Source organism: Enterobacter sp. 168J2 (assembly GCF_034107265.1).
Lineage (GTDB): Bacteria > Pseudomonadota > Gammaproteobacteria > Enterobacterales > Enterobacteriaceae > Enterobacter > Enterobacter nematophilus.
Genome location: NZ_JAWNEB010000009.1, coordinates 1 through 20,204, shown reverse-complemented (window position 1 = coordinate 20,204; position 20,204 = coordinate 1). Strand labels below are relative to the sequence as shown.

Annotated in this window: 19 protein-coding genes and 1 rRNA gene; 8 read left to right on the top strand and 12 right to left on the bottom strand. The window is 55.0% G+C overall.

What is annotated here, in order from left to right:
- Window positions 1-193: 193 nt before the first annotated feature.
- The 7 genes from lepB to rseD form a co-directional block, all read right to left on the bottom strand.
- The gene (gene lepB / locus USG84_RS19105; protein ID WP_151414121.1) at window positions 194-1,168 is read right to left on the bottom strand and encodes a signal peptidase I; all 975 of its coding nucleotides are present in this window, start codon (window positions 1,166-1,168) and stop codon (window positions 194-196) included.
- Between the two features lie 16 nt (window positions 1,169-1,184).
- Window positions 1,185-2,984, bottom strand: a complete 1,800-nt coding sequence (gene lepA / locus USG84_RS19100) for a translation elongation factor 4 (RefSeq protein WP_061097366.1) — start codon at window positions 2,982-2,984, stop codon at window positions 1,185-1,187.
- Window positions 2,985-3,169: 185 nt separating this feature from the next.
- On the bottom strand, window positions 3,170-3,646 hold the full coding sequence (gene rseC / locus USG84_RS19095) for a SoxR-reducing system protein RseC (protein WP_151414122.1): 477 nt from the start codon (window positions 3,644-3,646) through the stop codon (window positions 3,170-3,172).
- On the bottom strand, window positions 3,643-4,596 hold the full coding sequence (gene rseB / locus USG84_RS19090) for a sigma-E factor regulatory protein RseB (RefSeq protein WP_061097364.1): 954 nt from the start codon (window positions 4,594-4,596) through the stop codon (window positions 3,643-3,645). The genes rseC and rseB overlap by 4 nt, the downstream gene beginning before the upstream one ends.
- Window positions 4,596-5,246, bottom strand: a complete 651-nt coding sequence (rseA, locus tag USG84_RS19085) for an anti-sigma-E factor RseA (protein WP_061097363.1) — start codon at window positions 5,244-5,246, stop codon at window positions 4,596-4,598. Before rseA ends, rseB begins: the two co-directional genes overlap by 1 nt.
- Window positions 5,247-5,277: 31 nt before the next feature.
- Window positions 5,278-5,853, bottom strand: coding sequence for an RNA polymerase sigma factor RpoE (rpoE, locus tag USG84_RS19080; protein WP_028014102.1), 576 nt, complete (start codon window positions 5,851-5,853; stop codon window positions 5,278-5,280).
- Window positions 5,850-5,933, bottom strand: a complete 84-nt coding sequence (gene rseD, locus USG84_RS24090) for a rpoE leader peptide RseD (protein ID WP_231940818.1) — start codon at window positions 5,931-5,933, stop codon at window positions 5,850-5,852. Before rseD ends, rpoE begins: the two co-directional genes overlap by 4 nt.
- Before the next feature lie 343 nt (window positions 5,934-6,276).
- Here rseD and nadB point away from each other — a divergent pair, with 343 nt between their 5' ends.
- The gene (gene nadB, locus USG84_RS19075) at window positions 6,277-7,896 is read left to right on the top strand and encodes an L-aspartate oxidase (protein ID WP_061097362.1); all 1,620 of its coding nucleotides are present in this window, start codon (window positions 6,277-6,279) and stop codon (window positions 7,894-7,896) included.
- Here nadB and trmN read toward each other — a convergent pair.
- Complete coding sequence (gene trmN, locus USG84_RS19070) at window positions 7,881-8,618, bottom strand: tRNA(1)(Val) (adenine(37)-N(6))-methyltransferase TrmN (protein WP_151414123.1); 738 nt, start codon at window positions 8,616-8,618, stop codon at window positions 7,881-7,883. The two genes, nadB and trmN, sit on opposite strands and share 16 nt — an antisense overlap.
- A 132-nt stretch (window positions 8,619-8,750) precedes the next feature.
- On the opposite strand from trmN, the gene srmB reads away from it, so the two are divergent.
- Window positions 8,751-10,079, top strand: coding sequence for an ATP-dependent RNA helicase SrmB (srmB, locus tag USG84_RS19065; RefSeq protein WP_041908660.1), 1,329 nt, complete (start codon window positions 8,751-8,753; stop codon window positions 10,077-10,079).
- 53 nt (window positions 10,080-10,132) lie between these two features.
- On the opposite strand, the gene grcA is transcribed toward srmB, so the two are convergent.
- The gene (gene grcA / locus USG84_RS19060) at window positions 10,133-10,516 is read right to left on the bottom strand and encodes an autonomous glycyl radical cofactor GrcA (protein WP_061097359.1); all 384 of its coding nucleotides are present in this window, start codon (window positions 10,514-10,516) and stop codon (window positions 10,133-10,135) included.
- A 314-nt stretch (window positions 10,517-10,830) separates the two neighbouring features.
- On the opposite strand from grcA, the gene ung reads away from it, so the two are divergent.
- Window positions 10,831-11,520, top strand: coding sequence for a uracil-DNA glycosylase (gene ung / locus USG84_RS19055; protein WP_023333064.1), 690 nt, complete (start codon window positions 10,831-10,833; stop codon window positions 11,518-11,520).
- A gap of 39 nt (window positions 11,521-11,559) precedes the next feature.
- On the opposite strand, the gene USG84_RS19050 is transcribed toward ung, so the two are convergent.
- On the bottom strand, window positions 11,560-12,690 hold the full coding sequence (locus tag USG84_RS19050) for a tRNA/rRNA methyltransferase (protein WP_253543051.1): 1,131 nt from the start codon (window positions 12,688-12,690) through the stop codon (window positions 11,560-11,562).
- Between the two features lie 204 nt (window positions 12,691-12,894).
- Here USG84_RS19050 and trxC point away from each other — a divergent pair, with 204 nt between their 5' ends.
- The 5 genes from trxC to USG84_RS19020 all read left to right on the top strand — a co-directional run bounded on the left by trxC (window position 12,895) and on the right by USG84_RS19020 (window position 18,616).
- The gene (gene trxC, locus USG84_RS19045; RefSeq protein ID WP_061097357.1) at window positions 12,895-13,314 is read left to right on the top strand and encodes a thioredoxin TrxC; all 420 of its coding nucleotides are present in this window, start codon (window positions 12,895-12,897) and stop codon (window positions 13,312-13,314) included.
- Window positions 13,315-13,383: 69 nt separating this feature from the next.
- Window positions 13,384-14,082, top strand: coding sequence for a tRNA-uridine aminocarboxypropyltransferase (gene tapT / locus USG84_RS19040; protein WP_045260163.1), 699 nt, complete (start codon window positions 13,384-13,386; stop codon window positions 14,080-14,082).
- A gap of 35 nt (window positions 14,083-14,117) precedes the next feature.
- Window positions 14,118-16,781 (top strand): bifunctional acetate--CoA ligase family protein/GNAT family N-acetyltransferase, encoded by a 2,664-nt coding sequence (locus tag USG84_RS19035; RefSeq protein WP_253543054.1) that lies wholly within the window; start codon window positions 14,118-14,120, stop codon window positions 16,779-16,781.
- A 110-nt stretch (window positions 16,782-16,891) separates the two neighbouring features.
- Entirely contained in the window at window positions 16,892-18,247 is a 1,356-nt protein-coding gene (gene pssA / locus USG84_RS19025; RefSeq protein WP_151414127.1) for a CDP-diacylglycerol--serine O-phosphatidyltransferase, read from the top strand.
- 45 nt (window positions 18,248-18,292) lie between these two features.
- Window positions 18,293-18,616, top strand: coding sequence for a YfiM family lipoprotein (locus USG84_RS19020; protein ID WP_151414124.1), 324 nt, complete (start codon window positions 18,293-18,295; stop codon window positions 18,614-18,616).
- On the opposite strand, the gene USG84_RS19015 is transcribed toward USG84_RS19020, so the two are convergent.
- Together USG84_RS19015 and rrf are read right to left on the bottom strand one after the other, a co-directional pair.
- Window positions 18,613-19,908, bottom strand: coding sequence for an MFS transporter (locus USG84_RS19015; protein ID WP_151414125.1), 1,296 nt, complete (start codon window positions 19,906-19,908; stop codon window positions 18,613-18,615). The two genes, USG84_RS19020 and USG84_RS19015, sit on opposite strands and share 4 nt — an antisense overlap.
- 210 nt (window positions 19,909-20,118) lie before the next feature.
- A 5S ribosomal RNA gene (gene rrf, locus USG84_RS19010) occupies window positions 20,119-20,204 on the bottom strand; the annotation flags it as partial.

Sequence of the window (20,204 nt, the reverse complement as noted above, 5' to 3'; positions counted from 1 at the left end):
TGCAGCACACGAAACCGACCTGAGAAAACCAACGCGGTTTCGTGTGCCGTGGCACCCTTGCAGGGCCAACCTTAAACTTCGGGGGAATATTCTATACACAACGACAGGGGATGTCGTTAGTTCAAAGAGATTTATCGAGGAAATAATTCACATAGCCGCGAAATAACGCGGCTACGTGTTCTTTTCCTGAGAATTAATGGATTCCGCCAATACGATTCAGGCGTACGCCGGTCGGCCATTCGCCTTCCTGCTTCTCAAAACTCATCCAGATCGCGGTTGCTTTACCCACCAGATTCGCTTCCGGCACAAAGCCCCAGTAACGGCTGTCCGCGGAGTTATCGCGGTTATCACCCATCATGAAGTAGTGTCCCGGCGGTACGATCCAGCTGGCCAGCTGCTGACCCGGCTGTTTGTAATACATCCCCACTTGATCCTGCGCGATTGGCACGGTCAGGATGCGGTGCGTCACGTCGCCCAGCGTCTCTTTACGCTCGACCAGGCGGATACCGTTCTCTTTGGTTTCACCTTTCGGCAACTGGAAGAACCCGCTGGTCGCCTCACCGCCGTTACGACGGGCGAAGGTCTGCACAAAATCACTTGGCTCAACGTTTGAGTAGGTGATTGGCAGCGCGTTTTCACACGCGGTACCGGAGCTGCAGCCCGGCTGAACGGTTATTTCCTTCGCAACCGGATCGTAGGTTACTTTATCACCCGGCAGGCCTACCGCACGCTTGATGTAGTCCAGACGCGGATCTTCCGGATATTTAAATACCACGATGTCGCCACGTTTCGGATGACCGGTTTCGATCAGCGTTTTCTGGTAGATAGGATCTTTAATGCCGTAGGCAAACTTCTCCACCAGAATAAAATCCCCAATCAGCAGCGTTGGCATCATGGAACCTGATGGGATCTGGAACGGCTCGTAAATAAACGAACGTACCACCAGCACAATCGCCAGCACCGGGAATACCGACGCGCCCGTCTCCAGCCAGCCCGGTTTCGGGCCAACTTTCTTCAGGGTTTTCGCGTCCAGCTGGTCGCCAGTCGCTGCCTGCGCGGCAGCCTGACGTTCACGGCGTTTTGGGGCGAAGATAAACTTATCCAGACACCACAGCAGGCCTGTCACCAGCGTAGCGATGACCAGGATCAGGGCAAACATGTTCGCCATGCCAACTCCTTAAAGGTTATTTGCCGTCTTTACCGACATGAAGAATGGCAAGGAATGCTTCCTGCGGCAGCTCAACGTTACCGACCTGCTTCATACGCTTCTTACCTTCTTTCTGCTTCTGCAGCAGCTTTTTCTTACGGCTGACGTCACCGCCGTAGCACTTCGCCAGAACGTTTTTACGCAGCTGTTTCACCGTAGAGCGCGCGATGATGTGGTTGCCAATCGCTGCCTGAATCGCAATGTCGAACTGCTGACGCGGGATCAGATCTTTCATCTTCTCAACCAGCTCGCGGCCACGGTACGGCGCATTGTCGTTGTGGGTGATCAGCGCCAGCGCATCCACACGCTCGCCGTTGATCAGCACGTCCACGCGCACCATGTTGGAGGCCTGGAAACGTTTGAAGTTGTAATCCAGTGACGCATAGCCACGGGAGGTAGACTTCAGACGGTCGAAGAAGTCGAGTACCACTTCCGCCATCGGGATTTCATAGGTCAGCGCCACCTGGTTACCGTGGTAAACCATGTTGGTCTGTACGCCACGCTTCTCAATACAGAGCGTGATGACGTTGCCCAGGAACTCCTGCGGCAGCAGCATATGACACTCTGCGATAGGCTCGCGCAGCTCGTGAATGTTGTTCAGCGGCGGCAGCTTGGACGGGCTGTCGACGTAGATCACTTCTTTCGAAGTGGTTTCCACTTCGTAGACTACGGTCGGTGCCGTGGTGATCAGATCCAGATCGTATTCACGCTCCAGACGCTCCTGAATGATCTCCATGTGCAGCAGGCCGAGGAAGCCGCAGCGGAAGCCGAAGCCCAGCGCCGTTGAACTTTCTGGCTCGTAGAACAGGGAGGCGTCGTTCAGGCTCAGCTTGCCGAGCGCATCGCGGAAGTTTTCGTAGTCGTCAGAGCTGACCGGGAACAGACCCGCGTAAACCTGCGGTTTCACCTTTTTGAAGCCTGGCAGCGCTTTGTCTGCCGGGTTACGCGCGCCGGTCAGGGTATCGCCCACTGGCGCGCCGAGGATGTCTTTAATCGCACAGACCAGCCAGCCTACCTCGCCGCATTTCAGCTCGGTACGGTCAACCTGTTTTGGCGTGAAGATACCCAGACGGTCTGCGTTGTAGACCTGTCCGGTACTCATAACCTTGATTTTGTCGCCTTTACGCATGGTGCCGTTTTTAATACGCACCAGAGAGACCACGCCCAGGTAGTTATCGAACCATGAGTCGATGATCAGCGCCTGCAGCGGGGCATCCGGGTCACCTTCCGGTGGTGGAATGTCACGCACCAGACGTTCCAGCACATCTGGAACACCCACGCCGGTTTTCGCGGAGCAGCGCACGGCGTCGGTCGCGTCAATGCCGACAATGTCTTCAATCTCTTCCGCCACGCGCTCAGGATCGGCAGCTGGCAGATCGATTTTGTTCAGAACCGGCACAACCTCGAGATCCATCTCCATCGCGGTGTAGCAGTTCGCCAGGGTCTGGGCTTCAACGCCCTGCCCGGCATCGACAACCAGCAGCGCGCCTTCACAGGCCGCCAGCGAGCGTGAAACTTCATAGGAGAAGTCAACGTGGCCTGGGGTGTCGATAAAGTTCAGTTGATAGGTTTCGCCATCAGAAGCTTTATAGTCGAGCGTCACGCTCTGCGCTTTGATGGTAATACCGCGTTCGCGTTCCAGGTCCATGGAGTCCAGTACCTGGGCTGCCATTTCACGATCAGACAGGCCACCGCAAATCTGGATAATACGGTCAGACAGCGTCGACTTACCGTGGTCAATGTGAGCAATGATCGAAAAGTTACGTATGTTCTTCATATAGTTAAATAATTATGCCTTACGAATTCCTGGAGGCCGCTGTTCTTAGCCTGACGTTTTTCAGTGCGAAAACGCAGCATTCTACACTACATACCCGCAACCTGGAAATGCACTTAGACCCAAGCATAGCGCGAAGAAATGGCGTTTTCTTTTTTGAGATGTAAATAATGATAAAGCCCGGTGGATCACCGGGCCTCAGAAGAGAGCGTCTCGACGCGAAGTTGGTCAGGCGCCAGCGCAACGCTCAGAATAACGGGCTGCCACTCTTCGCGCGCGGCGAGCTTCGGTGAGATGCCTTTGGCAAGCCAAAATCCCCCTACGCCACCCAAAGCAGCACCGCACATGGCGGCCACGTCGGTACCAAACAGCATCTGGAAAAGGCCGCCCATGGCAAACAGCCCCACCAGCGGGGAGAGATAGACCAACATCGCGGAACTCAGCAGACTGCCTTCCGTAATGCCCAGCTCCACCTTCTGACCCGCCACCAGCGGCTGTTCGCTCGGCACGGAGATCGTATGCGATGTCTGTGGTCCTAACTTATTCAGCACGCGGCTGCCACAACCGGCTCGGGATGCGCAGCTATTGCATGAGGCTTTAACATCACAGCTGACCAGCGCAATGCCATTCTGCCAGGAGACAACGGTCGCCCACTCTTTAATCATTGTGCGGCCCTGAATTTAATGCTGTCTGAAATGCGCTTCGCCGTCTGCGGAGGTAATTCCCCCACAATCGTGATCTCTGCGTTATCTCGTACCGTGGTGCTGACCGTACGACGCCCGGTACGAAGCATTTGTTCAGCGCTGTTTGCCGTTGCGCGGTTGATATTCACCGAGAAGCTGAACAAGCCATCGGAATAGAGGCGTGATTCAACCGGCGTATCAATGGTGGGCAGCTGACGACGGCTGCTGGACACTTCGCTAAAGCCTTGCGGTATCCAGGAAGGAACCCAGTTGAAATTAGCGGAGTCCCCTGCAGGAACAGAAAGCAGCGGCGGCAGGCTGGCCTTCGCCAGATTCTGCATACTGTTGCCAACCTGATTGTTCACGCTGAAGGAGATAACGCGGAACTGTTCAAGCGTCTCGCCGTCGCGGTCGAGCAGGTCCACGCGCATCGGCAGCTTGGTTTCCGCATCAATCCAGACGATATAGCTGTAGCGCGTGCCATCGCGTGCAACCACGCGGATCACTTCACACAGCCTGTCTGCAATACGGGTACGCCCTACCGAAATAAAATCATAGTAAGGGGCAAGCCGCTTGAAGTCGGTATAGATAAGCGACGGCAAAGAATCAACGATATAGTCGCCATTCAGCGTGAAAGGCTCCAGACCGGGCTCGAAATAGCTGATTTCGTTGCCACGCTGGACAACTTCCCGACGCGGGCCATCCATCTGTAAAAGCTGGGCGAGTGGCTGGTTATCAAGACGGGCATGGCGGTAGCGTAACGACTCGACGCCCTGCTTATTGATGCTGATAAATGCCAACTCGTAATTGAGTGACTGGCTGGCCAGATTCATTTGCTGCAACAACGCCCCGGATGAAACATCAGCCGAGGCGTTAGCAGAGAAGAACAGGCTAGCCGCCATCAGAGACATGGCGAACCAAAGTTGCTTCATTACTGCGATTGCGTTCCTAAAGTTTGGTTTCCGGGCACCTGCACAGCAGCTTGCTGGGTTTGGGCCTGCTCAAACTGAAGCTGTTCAGAGTGCAGACGACGCTGCAACTCGTAATCCTGCAACATCGCATTAATGCGACGGCGCTGCTCCTGAACCTGCTGTTGCTGACCGCCGCTGGCGGAGGCATCAGCCGGTACGCCCAGACTTACCGGGCTGGCTTTGCCCATCATCGGCAGTGTGTTAAACACTGGCGCTTCTGGCTGCTGATTAGTTTCAGACTGAGTATTATAGTGCTGGACGCCAACGATAACTGCAAGCGATACGCATGCAGCCACCCCCATTTGGGTGAGCTGGCTGGCCCACGGACGCACCTTATGCCAGAACGGCATTTTCTGCCACTGGTGCGGTGCGGGTTGAGCTTCAGGAATCAGCGGAGTGGTCTGATGAACAGGCTCATTCTCGATGGCCGCCATCACGCGGGCTGAGATATCGAAATGGAGAACCTCTCCGGTATCACCGCGCAGCGTGTCACGGATGAGATGGTAACTCTCCCAGGTCTCTTGCATTTCGGGAGAATGAGACAGCTCGTTGAGCAGCTCACTATCCAGCGTCTCACCATCCATTAAAGCGGAAAGTTTTTCTTTCTGCATGCCTAATACCTTTTCCAGTATCCCGCTATCGTCAACGCCTGATAAGCGGTTGAACTTTATTATCAATAGCTTCTCGCGCACGGAAAATTCGTGAACGTACCGTGCCGACCGGACAATCCATGATAGCGGCTATCTCTTCATAGCTCAGACCATCAAGCTCCCGTAACGTAATTGCCATGCGTAAATCTTCCGGGAGCGACTCGATCGTGCGAAAAACAATTTGTCTCAGTTCTTCTGACAACATTAAGTTCTCAGGGTTCGAAATTTCTTTCAGCGCACCGCCACTTTCGAAGTTTTCGGCGTCGATAGCGTCTACATCACTGGACGGCGGACGACGGCCCTGAGCAACCAGATAATTCTTTGCCGTATTGACAGCAATACGGTACAGCCAGGTATAAAAAGCACTATCTCCCCGGAAAGATTCCAGCGCGCGATAGGCCTTAATAAAAGACTCTTGCACCACATCAGGTACATCACCTGACGGTACATAGCGGGAAACCAGACTCGCCACCTTATGCTGGTAGCGCACCACCAGTAAGTTAAAGGCTTTCTGATCTCCCTTCTGGACCCGTTCAACCAGGACCTGGTCCGTTAACTGCTCGCTCATCCGAGGTAATGTCTCCCCAAACCTAAATTCCACGCGTTATCGAAACGCCACTCTATAACTACCGCACTTTGAGCAAGCACCAGGTTAGAGTGTCCGATCTTCAATAAGTTCCGTAACGCCTTTGTTTTTGTTCATCGCGCCGCAGACCATTCATTTTCTCTCATTATAAGTCTGTTCACGATACGCACCACTTTCTGACAAGAAACATCTTTTTCCCGCCAGAAGAGTAACGCAACACAGGCTTTATTTCACCACAAAATCTGACGCTAACGATCTGCTTCGCAAAATAATTTCATTCATTTACCCTTCGTTTACCCCGGCCTGTGCGTTTAGCCATTGCAACTCTCATTAAAAAAAACGTGCGATATCTCGCATTCAGGTGCTATTCTGCCCCAACACTGTTTAGTAAATTAAACAACAATCATGAACACAACACCTGAACTTCATTGTGATGTACTGATCATCGGCAGCGGCGCTGCCGGTCTCTCTCTGGCGCTGCGTCTGGCCGAACATCAGAACGTCATCGTTCTGAGCAAAGGCCCGATAAGCGAAGGCTCCACATTTTATGCTCAGGGCGGTATTGCCGCGGTATTTGACGAGACCGACAGCATCGCGTCACATGTTGAAGATACGCTGATTGCCGGGGCCGGGATCGTGGATGCACACGCGGCAGAGTTTGTCGCCAGCAATGCCCGCCATTGCGTTCAGTGGCTTATCGATCAGGGTGTTTTATTCGATACTCAGGTTCAGCCCAACGGTGAAGAGAGCTACCACTTAACGCGTGAAGGCGGCCATAGCCACCGCCGCATCCTCCACGCCGCGGATGCTACCGGAAAAGAAGTGGAAACCACGCTGGTCAGCAAAGCGCTGAACCATCCTAACATCCGGGTCCTTGAGCGGAGCAACGCGGTTGACCTGATCATTTCCGACAAGATAGGCCTGCCCGGCACGCGTCGCGTGGTGGGGGCGTGGGTCTGGAACCGTAATAAAGAGAAGGTGGAAACCTGTCAGGCGAAGGCTGTGGTACTGGCTACGGGTGGCGCCTCTAAGGTGTATCAATACACCACGAATCCGGATATCGCTTCCGGAGACGGTATCGCCATGGCCTGGCGCGCCGGCTGCCGCGTGGCGAATCTCGAATTTAATCAGTTTCACCCCACCGCCCTGTTCCACCCTCAGGCGCGCAATTTCCTGTTGACGGAAGCCCTGCGCGGCGAAGGCGCTTATCTGAAGCGCCCTGACGGTACCCGCTTTATGCCGGACTTTGACGCCCGGGGTGAACTGGCGCCGCGCGATATCGTTGCCCGCGCCATCGACCACGAAATGAAGCGCCTTGGCGTGGACTGCATGTATCTCGATATCAGCCATAAGCCCGCAGAATTCATTCGCCAGCACTTCCCGATGATTTACGAAAAGCTGCTCAATCTTGGCATTGATTTAACACGCGATCCGGTGCCAATTGTGCCTGCGGCCCACTATACCTGCGGTGGCGTGATGGTTGACGATCACGGACGCACTGATGTAGACGGTCTGTATGCTATTGGCGAGGTCAGCTATACCGGGCTACACGGCGCGAACCGTATGGCGTCTAACTCGCTGCTTGAGTGCCTGGTGTACGGCTGGTCAGCGGCAGAAGACATCGCGAAGCGCATGCCTTACGCCCGTGAAACAGAGCGTTTACCGGCCTGGGATGAAAGCCGCGTGGAGAACCCGGACGAGCTGGTAGTGATCCAGCACAACTGGCACGAGCTACGGCTGTTTATGTGGGACTACGTTGGGATTGTGCGCACCACGAAACGTCTGGAACGCGCGTTGCGCCGCATTACGATGCTGCAGCAGGAAATTGATGAATATTATGCCCATTTCCGCGTCTCCAATAATCTGCTGGAGCTGCGCAATCTGGTGCAGGTTGCCGAGCTGATTGTTCGCTGCGCGATGATGCGTAAAGAGAGCCGCGGTTTGCACTACACACTCGACTACCCGGATCAGCTTGCCGAGTCCGGCCCGTCGATACTCGCCCCACAGGTTTACATAAACAAATAAAACGCCTGGGTCAGAGCGGTGTAATCTTCGGAATAACGCTGGTCTGGCCCACGGATCACCATGCGGTCATTAAAACACTCCCCCTCTTTTGGCGAGAGCGCCAGCAGTACGCGGTGCGGCAGTCGTCCTTCCGTATCAGAGATGTCAGTTCGCAAACGTAACGTCCAGCCGATCTCCTGCGCGGTAGCGATAAACGTATTGCCCGTACTTTCTGGCAGCACCACGCAGAAAAAGCCCTCTTCTGAGATAAGTTCAGCCGCGTTGACGAGCAGTGCTTTGTGATCGAGTGAACCGGTATAGCGCGCCTGTTCACGCTCCGGTGAACCGCACTCCACGCCGGGCTCGTAGTAAGGGGGGTTGCTGACGATCAGATCGTAACGCGCCGTTTGCTCTGGCGCCCAAGCCAGCACGTCCGCGCACTGAACGCTTATCCGGTCAGCCCAGGGGGACTCGGCCGCGTTTTCACCCGCCTGCCCTGCGGCCTGCGCATCCAGCTCCACGGCATCAATAGTGACATGCTCTTCAGTACGCTGCGCCAGCATCAAGGCCACCAGCCCGCTGCCGGTACCGATATCAAGAATACGCTTTACACCTGCGACAGGTGCCCATGCTCCCAGTAAAATGCCGTCTGTACCGACTTTCATGGCACAGCGATCGTGAGCGACAAAAAATTGTTTAAACGTAAAACCATCGCGGCGCAGCTGCGCTTTGAGTTGAGACATGTCAGGACAACCTTCTAAGTGAAACTGGAGTAGCATAGGGGAAAGCGAAGTGGCCGCAAAGCGATATCCATACAAACAGATGAAGATTACAGCCGTAACGTCTATAATCAGCGCCCCACACAGAGGTAGAACATGACTGTAACGACTTTTTCCGAACTTGAACTCGATGAAAGCCTGCTCAATGCTCTTGAGAGCAAAGGCTTTACACGCCCGACCGCCATTCAGGCAGCGGCCATTCCGCCTGCGCTTGAGGGCCGCGATGTGCTCGGTTCTGCGCCAACCGGCACGGGGAAGACAGCAGCCTATTTGCTGCCTGTGTTGCAGCACCTGCTCGACTTTCCACGTAAAAAATCTGGCCCGCCGCGTATTTTGATCCTGACGCCTACGCGCGAGCTGGCCATGCAGGTTGCCGATCACGCGCGTGAACTTGCGGCGAATACGCATCTGGATATCGCGACCATCACCGGCGGCGTTGCGTATATGAACCACGCCGAAGTGTTCAGCGAAAACCAGGACATCGTCGTCGCGACGACGGGCCGCCTGCTGCAGTATATTAAAGAAGAGAACTTCGACTGCCGCGCGGTAGAAACGCTGATCCTCGACGAAGCGGACCGCATGTTGGACATGGGCTTTGCGCAGGATATCGAGCATATTGCCGGTGAAACGCGCTGGCGTAACCAGACGATGCTGTTCTCTGCCACCCTTGAAGGGGATGCGATTAAAGACTTCGCAGAGCGCCTGCTGGAAGATCCGGTGGAAGTCTCTGCGACGCCATCCACGCGAGAGCGTAAGAAGATCCACCAGTGGTATTACCGTGCGGACAACCTTGAGCACAAGGTTGAACTGCTCAAACACCTGCTGAAGCAGGAAGACGCCACCCGCACCATCGTGTTTGTGCGTAAGCGCGAGCGCGTGCACGAGCTGGCTGAAATGCTGCGTAACGCCGGGATCAACAACTGCTATCTTGAAGGTGAGATGGCGCAGATCAAGCGTACTGAAGGCATTAAGCGCCTGACGGATGGCCGCGTTAACGTGCTGGTTGCAACAGACGTTGCAGCACGCGGGATCGACATCCCTGACGTGAGCCATGTCATTAACTTCGATATGCCGCGCAGCGGCGATACCTATCTGCACCGCATCGGCCGTACCGGTCGCGCGGGCCGCAAAGGGATTGCGATTTCACTGGTTGAAGCGCATGACTACCTGCTGCTGCAGAAAATTGGCCGCTATGTTGACGAGCCGCTGAAAGCGCGCGTTATTGATGGCTTGCGCCCAACCACACGTGCGCCGAGCGAAAAAATGACGGGTAAACCGTCCAAGAAAGCGCTCGCGAAACGTGCTGAGAGAAAAGAGAAAGAAAAAGAGAAGCCGCGGGTGAAGCAGCGTCACCGCGATACCAAAAACATTGGTAAGCGTCGTAAGCCAAGCGCTGCAGCGCAGGAAACGAAGACTGAAGAGTAAGAAAAAGCCGGGGAAATCCCCGGCTTTTTTATTCACCCCCCGTAGCTGAAGCCTTACAGGCTTTCAGTAAAGGTACGGGCGATAACGTCGCGCTGCTGTTCTGGAGTCAGTGAGTTAAAGCGAACCGCATAACCAGACACGCGGATTGTCAGCTGTGGGTATTTTTCCGGGTGCTCAACGGCATCCATCAGCGTTTCGCGGCGCAGTACGTTAACGTTCAGGTGCTGACCCCCTTCAACGCGCACTTCCGGCTGCACTTCCATTGGGATTTCACGGTATTCGATTTCGCCCAGTTTGTTCACCGGCACGACTTCATCTTCAGCAAAACCCGCTTTCGCGACTACACAGCGCGCTTCATTTTTCTCGCTGTCCAGCAGCCAGAAAGAGTTGAGCAGATCGTCATTTGCCGCTTTGGTAATCTGGATACCTGTAATCATGTGTTGCCTCCCTTAGGCTACATTAACTGATGCTGGCCTTACGCGGCCAATTGGTAAAACCATTGTTTCTTGTGTGTATATATATCATTCACACCACGGCGATTTATTGATTTGAATCAACAAAAACACCAACCACATAAAGAGTGTGGTTTGAATTTATTGCTTTAGATCAATTTCACGACACCACCATTTCAACTTAACTTGCATCATTTCAAAATAAATTTAATTACTTAGCACGCATTTCAGCGCGTAATTTTGCTCGCAAGAGTTAAACAGGTAAGCTAGTGACAGATTGAGATTCGCAGGAGAGCGACATGACGACACCTTTAACCTGGCATGACGTGCTGGCAGAAGAAAAGCAGCAGCCTTATTTTATCAATACGCTCAGCACCGTTGCTGCTGAGCGTCAGTCCGGGCAGACGATTTATCCGCCGCAAAAAGATGTGTTCAACGCGTTTCGCTATACCGAGCTGAGTGATGTGAAAGTCGTCATTCTGGGCCAGGATCCCTATCACGGCCCCGGGCAGGCGCACGGGCTGGCGTTTTCCGTACGTCCAGGCGTGGCTATCCCCCCTTCTCTGCTCAACATGTATAAAGAGCTGGAAGGAACCGTGCCCGGGTTTACCCGCCCCAACCACGGTTATCTGGAAAGCTGGGCGCGCCAGGGTGTGCTGTTACTGAACACGGTGCTCACCGTACGGGCGGGACAGGCGCACTCGCACGCCAGCCTTGGGTGGGAAACCTTTACCGATAAAGTTATCAGCCTGATTAACGAGCATCGTGAAGGGGTTGTGTTTTTACTCTGGGGTTCTCACGCGCAGAAGAAAGGGGCGATTATCGATCGTCAGCGCCATCACGTGTTGAAGGCACCGCACCCGTCACCGCTGTCTGCCCATCGCGGTTTCTTTGGCAGTAATCATTTTGTTCTGGCAAATGAATGGCTGGAAAAACGTGGCGAAACGCCAATTGACTGGATGCCTGTGTTGCCGGCAGAGAGCGAGTAGGGTTTGAATGTGCCGGGTCAGGCCCGGCACATAAGAGGCTTACGCTTTATTCTGACGCCACCACTCGGCCAGCAGCACGCCGGTCGCAACGGATACGTTCAGACTTTCCACATTGCCCGTTCCGTCGATAGAGACGCTCAGATCCGCACTGGAGAGCGCCGCGTCAGACAGACCATCGCGTTCCTGACCCAACACCAGCACCATCTTGCGCGGCAGCGTCGCTTTAAACAGCGGCGTACCGGCGTGGCTGGATGTGGTCACGATGGAATAGCCCGCTTTGCGGAACTGCTCGAGGGCATCCAGAACGCTGTCGCCGGTGATCGGCTGTACGTGCTCGGCTCCGCCTTCCGCAGTACGGATCGCGGCACCGGACTCCAGCAGCGCGGCATCCTGCAGCAGCACGCCCTTCACGCCAAAATGCGCGCAGCTGCGCATCATTGCGCCCAGGTTGTGCGGGTTGCCCACGTCTTCCAGCGCCAGCACGCAGTCATCGGCATCCGCCTGGCTGACCCACTGCTGAACGGTCGTGCCGTTACGTTTTTTGATCAGGAAGCAGACGCCGCCGTGGTGCTCGGTACCGGACGCTTTTGTCAGTTCAGCATCATCAACCACGTGGTAGGCTTTGCGGTTCGCCGCCATCCAGCGCAGCGCTTCTTTGAAGCGCGGGGTCACGCTCTGGATAAACCAGGCGCGGACGATACACTCAGGACGGCTCTGGAACAGCGCCTGGCAGGCGTTCTCGCCATATACGCGGGTCTCTTCCGCCCGCTGACGACGCAGCACTTCCGGGTCGATAAAGCTTTTACCGCTGATGCCGCCGTGATCGGCTTTTTCCGGTGTCTCATCGCCAGGGGCGCGAGAAACGGTGCGCCACGGGGAGGCGTTATCACGTGAGAAGTCATCACGCGGACGCTCGTCGCGTGGGCGGTCATTACGTGGGCGGTCGGAACGCGGACGATCGTCGCGTTTACGATCGTCACGTTTGCGGTCATCACCGCGGTTATTTCTGTCATCGCGGGCGGGGCGACGGCCACCGTCTGCACGAGAGGACGCCGGACGCCCGCCCCCTTTTCCGGTACGCGGATTTTGGGTGCGTTTATCAGAGTCATCATCACTGCGGACATACATCACTTTGACCTTGCCGCTTTTATTTTTCATTTCGTCGTTCATGCTTTTCTCCACCAGCGCTGCGCGAAGCGCGCAGATTACCCGATGTGCCAGCGCATAGCCATAATTTCGTACAAAAGCCTGTGACTATTGTTCTCATTGAATAAAACGCATTGTTGTTTCAAACAGGCTCATTGATAATATGTAACATATTAGAAACATTATCGGCGTTCTGCCGCTGTCCCACGGCTCTATCAGAGGTTAGTTATGAATACCGTATGTGCCAACTGTCAGGCTCTTAATCGCATTCCGGACGATCGGATTGAAGATGGTGCGAAATGCGGACGTTGTGGCCATGAATTGTTTGATGGCGATGTCATTAACGCGACGGGTGCTACGCTGGACAAACTCCTCAAGGACGATCTCCCGGTGGTGGTCGATTTCTGGGCGCCATGGTGCGGTCCGTGCCGCAGCTTTGCGCCGATCTTCGAAGATGTTGCCGAAGAGCGCAGCGGAAAGATGCGGTTCGTTAAGGTCAATACCGAAGCCGAACGCGAGCTGAGCGCACGTTTTCGTATTCGCAGTATCCCGACCATCATGATTTTCAAAAATGGTGAAGTGATCGATATGCTCAACGGTGCGGTTCCAAAAGCACCCTTCGATAGCTGGTTAAACGAATCGCTGTAACATTCCCGGGGCACACCTTGTGCCCCGTTCCCGCCTCTGCGAAAATAGGGTTTTTCCTCCATTTCGCCCATGACTGATAACGCCGTCCTTAAATTACGCGCCGAACGCCTTGCGCGCGCGACTCGCCCCTTTCTTGCTCGTGGCAACCGCATACGTCGCTGTCAGCGCTGCCTGCTGCCGCTAAAGGTGTGTCTGTGCGAAACGCTGGCCCCAAGTACGGCGGAGAGCCGCTTTTGTCTGGTGATGTTCGATACCGAGCCGATGAAGCCCAGCAATACGGGGCGTCTTATTGCCGATATTCTGCCGGATACCGCCGCGTTTCAGTGGTCGCGCACTGAGCCACCTCAGGCTCTGCTCGACCTGGTGGCAAGCCCGGACTACCAGCCGATGGTGGTTTTCCCGGCATCTTATGCAGGAGAACAGCGTCAGGTTCTGACTGCGCCGCCATCAGGAAAACCGCCGCTGTTTATTATGCTGGACGGTACCTGGACCGAAGCGCGGAAAATGTTTCGCAAAAGCCCTTACCTCGACGCCCTGCCGGTTATTTCTGTCGATCTTTCCCGCGTCTCGGCCTACCGCCTGCGCGAAGCGCATGCTGACGGGCAATACTGCACCGCCGAAGTAGCCATCGCGCTGCTGGATTTAGCAGGAGATACCGCTGCAGCAGGCGCCCTGGGCAACCATTTCTCATGTTTCCGGGAGCGCTATCTGGCGGGAAAAACCGTTCATAAGGGCAGCATCACAGCAACGGAGACAGAAAGCGTTTAAAATCATCAGGTCGCTTGCATTCACAGGAGGCCTGCATGAGCCAGAGAGGGTTAGAAGCGCTACTCCGTCCTAAATCCATTGCCGTCATCGGCGCATCAATGAAACCGGATCGTGCAGGCTATCTGATGATGCGCAACCTGCTGGCCGGAGGATTTAACGGTCCCGTTATGCCCGTCACGCCGGCTTATAAGGCCGTTCAGGGCGTGCTGGCCTGGCCGGACGTGGAGAGCCTGCCTTTCGTACCGGATCTCGCCGTTCTGTGTACAAACGCCAAACGCAATCCGGAACTGCTGGAGTCACTCGGCAAGAAAGGATGTAAAACCTGCATTATTCTCTCGTCTCCGCCTGAACAGCAGCCCGAACTGCTGGCCTGCGCCAGCCGCTTTCAAATGCGCATTCTTGGGCCGAACAGCCTGGGTCTGCTCGCGCCCTGGCAGGGGCTGAACGCCAGCTTCTCCCCGGTGCCGATCCGTAAAGGCAAGCTGGCGTTTATCTCGCAGTCGGCTGCGGTATCGAACACCATCCTCGACTGGGCACAGCAGCGTGAAATGGGATTCTCCTACTTCATAGCCCTGGGCGACAGCCTGGATATCGACGTTGACGAGCTGCTGGATTTCCTGGCGCGAGACAGTAAAACCAGCGCAATCCTCCTTTATCTTGAACACCTGAGCGACGCCCGTCGTTTTGTTTCCGCTTCGCGTAGCGCATCGCGCAATAAACCGATCCTCGTTATAAAAAGCGGCCGCAGCCCTGCGGCTCAGCGTCTGCTGCAGTCTCATTCCGGCATGGACCCCGCCTGGGATGCTGCAATTCAGCGCGCGGGGTTACTGCGGGTGCAGGATACACACGAGCTTTTTTCCGCCGTTGAGACGCTAAGCCATATGCGTCCGCTGCGCGGCGAGAAGTTGATGATTGTCAGCAATGGCGCGGCCCCCGCCGCGCTGGCGCTGGATGAGCTGTGGCTACGTAACGGCAAGCTGGCCACGCTGGGTGAAGAGACGCTGCAACGTCTCAGAGAGGCGCTTCCGGCAAGCGTGACGCCCGGCAATCCCCTTGATTTGCGCGATGACGCCAGCAGCGATCGCTATATCAGGGCAATCTCCATTTTGCTGGACAGCCAGGATTTCGATGCGCTGATGATTATCCACTCCCCCAGCGCGGTCGCGCCGGGCAGTGAAAGCGCGCGAGCGCTGATTGAGGCAGTACGAAACCATCCGCGCGGCAAATACGTCACCCTCCTGACCAACTGGTGCGGTGAGTTTTCCTCTCAGGAGGCGCGACGCTTGTTCAGTGAAGCCGGACTGCCAACCTACCGCACGCCGGAAGGCACCATCACGGCATTTATGCATATGGTGGAATATCGGCGCAATCAGAAGCAGTTACGCGAGACCCCGGCGTTGCCCGGTAACCTGACGGCGAATACCGTCGACGTTCACCGACTGTTACAGCAGGCTATCGAAGAAGGTGCGACCTCGCTTGATACGCATGAAGTGCAGCCCATACTGGGCAGCTACGGGATGCAAACTCTGCCAACCTGGATCGCCAGCGACAGCGCTGAGGCCGTACATATAGCCGAACAGATTGGCTACCCGGTCGCCCTTAAGCTGCGTTCCCCCGATATCCCGCATAAGTCGGACGTTCAGGGGGTCATGTTGTACCTGCGTACGGCAACGGAGGTGCAGCAGGCAGCCGATGCCATTTTCGATCGCGTCAAAATGGCCTGGCCGCAGGCACGGATCCACGGGCTGCTGGTGCAGAGCATGGCTAACCGCGCGGGCGCTCAGGAACTGCGGGTGGTGGTTGAACACGATCCCGTCTTCGGTCCGCTCATTATGCTGGGAGAAGGCGGCGTTGAGTGGCGTCCGGAGGAGCAGGCCGCGGTGGCGCTACCGCCGCTGAACATGAATCTGGCGCGCTATCTGATCATTCAGGCGATTAAAAGCAAAAAGATCCGTGGCCGCAGCGCCCTGCGTCCGCTCGATATAGCCGGGCTGAGTCAGTTCCTGGTGCAGGTGTCTAACCTGATTGTCGATTGTGCGGAGATCCAGCGGCTGGATATCCATCCGCTGCTCGCCTCCGGCACTGAGTTTACGGCGCTGGACGTGACGCTGGATATCGCCCGATTCGAAGGGGACAGAGAGAGCCGACTGGCGATCCGTCCGTATCCTCTGCAGCTGGAGGAGTGGGTTGAGATGAAGAATGGGGAACGCGCCCTGTTCCGCCCTATCCTGCCGGAAGATGAACCGCAGCTGCGTACCTTCATCTCTCAGGTTACGAAAGAAGATCTCTATTACCGCTACTTTAGCGAAATCAACGAATTTACCCACGATGATTTAGCCAATATGACCCAGATCGACTACGATCGAGAGATGGCGTTTGTCGCCGTTCGGCGCTCTGATAAAGGCGATGAGATCCTGGGCGTGACGCGCGCAATTTCTGACCCGGATAACGTCGACGCGGAATTTGCTGTGCTGGTGCGCTCCGATCTTAAAGGCCTGGGTCTGGGCAGACGACTGCTGGAAAAACTCATCAGTTATACGCGAGATCACGGATTGTTACGTCTGAATGGCATTACTATGCCGAACAATCGCGGTATGGTGACCCTGGCGCGAAAACTCGGATTTGACGTTGATATTCAGCTGGACGAAGGTATTGTCGCCCTATCCCTCGGCCTGACATCAGCAGACAAACCCGAGTAAGCTACTGGAAATGTTACCCACTTTGGACAGGACTGGTGGTATCATTGTCCGCTTATGTTGTTTGCATGGGACAGACAACCCTTCAATGAACAGAGAAGAAACGCACTGTGATGTTGTCAAAATTTAAGCGTAATAAACATCAACAACACCTTGCTCAACTACCGAAGATTTCTCAGTCAGTTGATGATGTAGAGTTCTTTTACGCTCCCGCTCATTTTCGGGAGACGCTTCTGGAAAAGATTGCCAGTGCCAGGCGACGCATTTGCATTGTGGCCCTGTATCTTGAACAAGATGAAGGCGGGCGCGCGATCCTGAACGCGCTCTATGAAGCCAAGCGTCAGCGTCCAGAACTGGATGTTCGCGTGCTGGTTGACTGGCATCGCGCCCAGCGTGGCCGTATTGGCGCGGCCGCTTCAAATACCAATGCAGACTGGTATTGCCGCACGGCGCAGGAAAATCCTGGCGTCGATGTGCCTGTTTATGGCGTACCGGTGAATACCCGCGAAGCGCTCGGCGTCCTCCATTTTAAAGGATTCATCATTGATGACAGCGTTCTGTACAGCGGCGCCAGTCTTAATGACGTTTACCTTCATCAGCTCGATAAATATCGCTACGATCGTTACCATCTGATCCGTAATCCGCAGATGGCCGATATCATGTTTAACTGGGTTGATAAAAACCTGGTACACGGCCGTGGCGTTAATCGCCTTGACGATCCTGAGCGTCCTAAGAGCCCGGAGATCAAAAATGATGTTCGCGCCTTCCGCCAGGAGCTGCGCGATGCGGTCTATCATTTCCAGGGGGATGCAAACAACGAAGAGTTATCCGTTACCCCGCTGGTTGGGCTCGGCAAATCAAGCCTGCTGAATAAAACGATCTTCCATCTGATGCCGTGCGCGGAACAAAAGCTCACCATCTGCACGCCGTACTTTAACCTTCCTGCCGTACTGGTGCGTAATATCATTCAGCTGCTGCGCGATGGTAAAAAAGTGGAAATTATCGTCGGGGATAAAACGGCGAACGACTTCTTCATTCCTGAAGATCAGCCGTTCAAAATCATCGGTGCGCTGCCTTACCTTTACGAAATTAACCTGCGCCGCTTCCTGAGCCGTTTGCAGTATTACGTAAACACTGACCAGCTGGTTGTGCGTCTGTGGAAAGATGAAGACAACAGTTATCATCTGAAAGGCATGTGGGTCGACGATGAGTGGATGCTGCTGACCGGTAACAACCTGAACCCGCGCGCGTGGCGACTGGATCTGGAAAACGCGATCCTGATCCACGACCCGCAGCATGAGTTAGCCGCACAGCGTGAGCGTGAACTGGAGTTGATTCGCACGCATACCACGGTGGTTAATCATTACCGCGAGCTGCAGAGCATTGCCGATTATCCGGTGAAAGTCCGTAAGCTGATTCGCCGCTTGCGTCGTATCCGTATTGACCGACTTATCAGCCGAATTCTGTAATATCCAGGCCCTGTTATCCGCAGGGCTTTTTTATGGAGCCCTATAATGCGCATCCTCCTGTTACTGAGCGTCCTCTTTCTGAGTGGCTGCAGTCATATGGCCAACGATAGCTGGTCCGGTCAGGACAAAGCACAACACTTCCTCGCTTCCGCTATGCTGTCTGCAGCCGGTAATGAGTACGCGCAGCATCAGGGATACAGCCGGGACCGTAGCGCGGCGATAGGGTTTATGTTCTCAGTGGGCCTTGGGGCATCAAAAGAACTGTGGGATAGCCGCCCCTCAGGGAGCGGCTGGAGCTGGAAAGATTTCGCCTGGGATGTCGCCGGCGCAACGACCGGCTATGCCGTGTGGCAGATGGCGCATTATTAAAGACGAATGCCTTTCCCTTTGCGATGCAGCATCAGGGAGACAACAAAGGCCAGCGCCCCCATTACCGTCACGTACCAGAAGAATGTCGTTTCACTTCCCCATGATTTAAGCGACAGCGCAACGTACTCCGCCGATCCGCCAAACAACGCGTTGGCTACCGCATAAGAAAGACCAACCCCCAGCGCACGCACCTGGGCCGGGAACATTTCGGCTTTCAGTATCCCGCTGATGGAGGTATAGAAACTGACAATCACCATTGCCATCATGACCAGCGCAAATGCGGCATATGGCGATGATACGTGCTGGAGCGCAGACAAAATAGGTACGGTACACAACGCCGACAGCCCGCCAAAAATCAGCATCGACGTACGTCGGCCAATTTTATCCGAAAGCGCACCGATGATCGGTTGGATGAGCATAAAGACAAAAAGCGCCACGGTCATTACAACGCTGGCGACGTTTGCGTGCATCCCGGTGGTGTTCACCAGGTACTTCTGCATATAGGTGGTGAACGTGTAAAAACTGAGAGAACCGCCCGCAGTAAAGCCCAGCACCATCAGGAAAGCCTTGCGGTTACGCCATAACCCTTTAAAGGTTCCCGCCTCCTTCAGCGTTCTGACCTCTTTCTGCGAGGTTTCATCCAGCTGACGACGTAGCCAAAGTGCGACAACTGCCAGCACGGCACCCATCGCGAAAGGAATTCGCCATCCCCAGGCGTGGAGTTGTTCGTCTGTCAGGATCTGCTGCAGGATCACCACGACGAGAATCGCCAGCAGTTGACCACCAATAAGCGTGACGTACTGGAATGAGGCGTAAAAGCCTTTACGGCCTTCCAGCGCAATTTCACTCATATAGGTCGCACTGGTGCCGTATTCACCGCCCACCGATAACCCCTGGAATAGGCGGGCCAGCAAAAGCAGCGCAGGAGCCCAGGTACCAATCGATTCATATCCTGGTAAACAGGCGATCACCAGAGAACCAAAGCACATCATACATACGGAGATCAGCATGGAGGCCTTACGCCCGCGACGATCAGCAATGCGGCCAAACAGCCAGCCACCGATGGGTCGCATTAAGAATCCTGCCGCAAATACTCCTGCTGTTTGTAGAAGCTGCGTCGTGGTGTTGCCGGAGGGGAAGAAAATATGTGCGAAGTAGAGTGAACAGAATGAGTAGACGTAAAAATCGAACCATTCTACCAGGTTCCCTGAAGAGGCGCTGACGATTGCCCATACCCTTCTTCGGGTATCGCTGTTAGCCAGCGTCCCGTTTGATGCAATGCTTTCTGTCATTGTGATTATGCTCCTGCCATAAACAGCGGCGTATTGAGCCAGCAGACTCAATTACCTCGTAAATGAAATGTTATAATTTTGTTATAAATAACATTGAGACAGAGATCACACATTCCATTAGCAGGATAAGGGATTAAGAGAAATGCCAGCGAGGAAAAGCACAAAGCAAAAAACCCCGCACCTTCCGGTACGGGGTTCTTCTTAATTAATGCCTGGCAGTTCCCTACTCTCACATGGGGAGACCCCACACTACCATCGGCGCTACGGCGTTTCACTTCTGAGTTCGGCATGGGGTC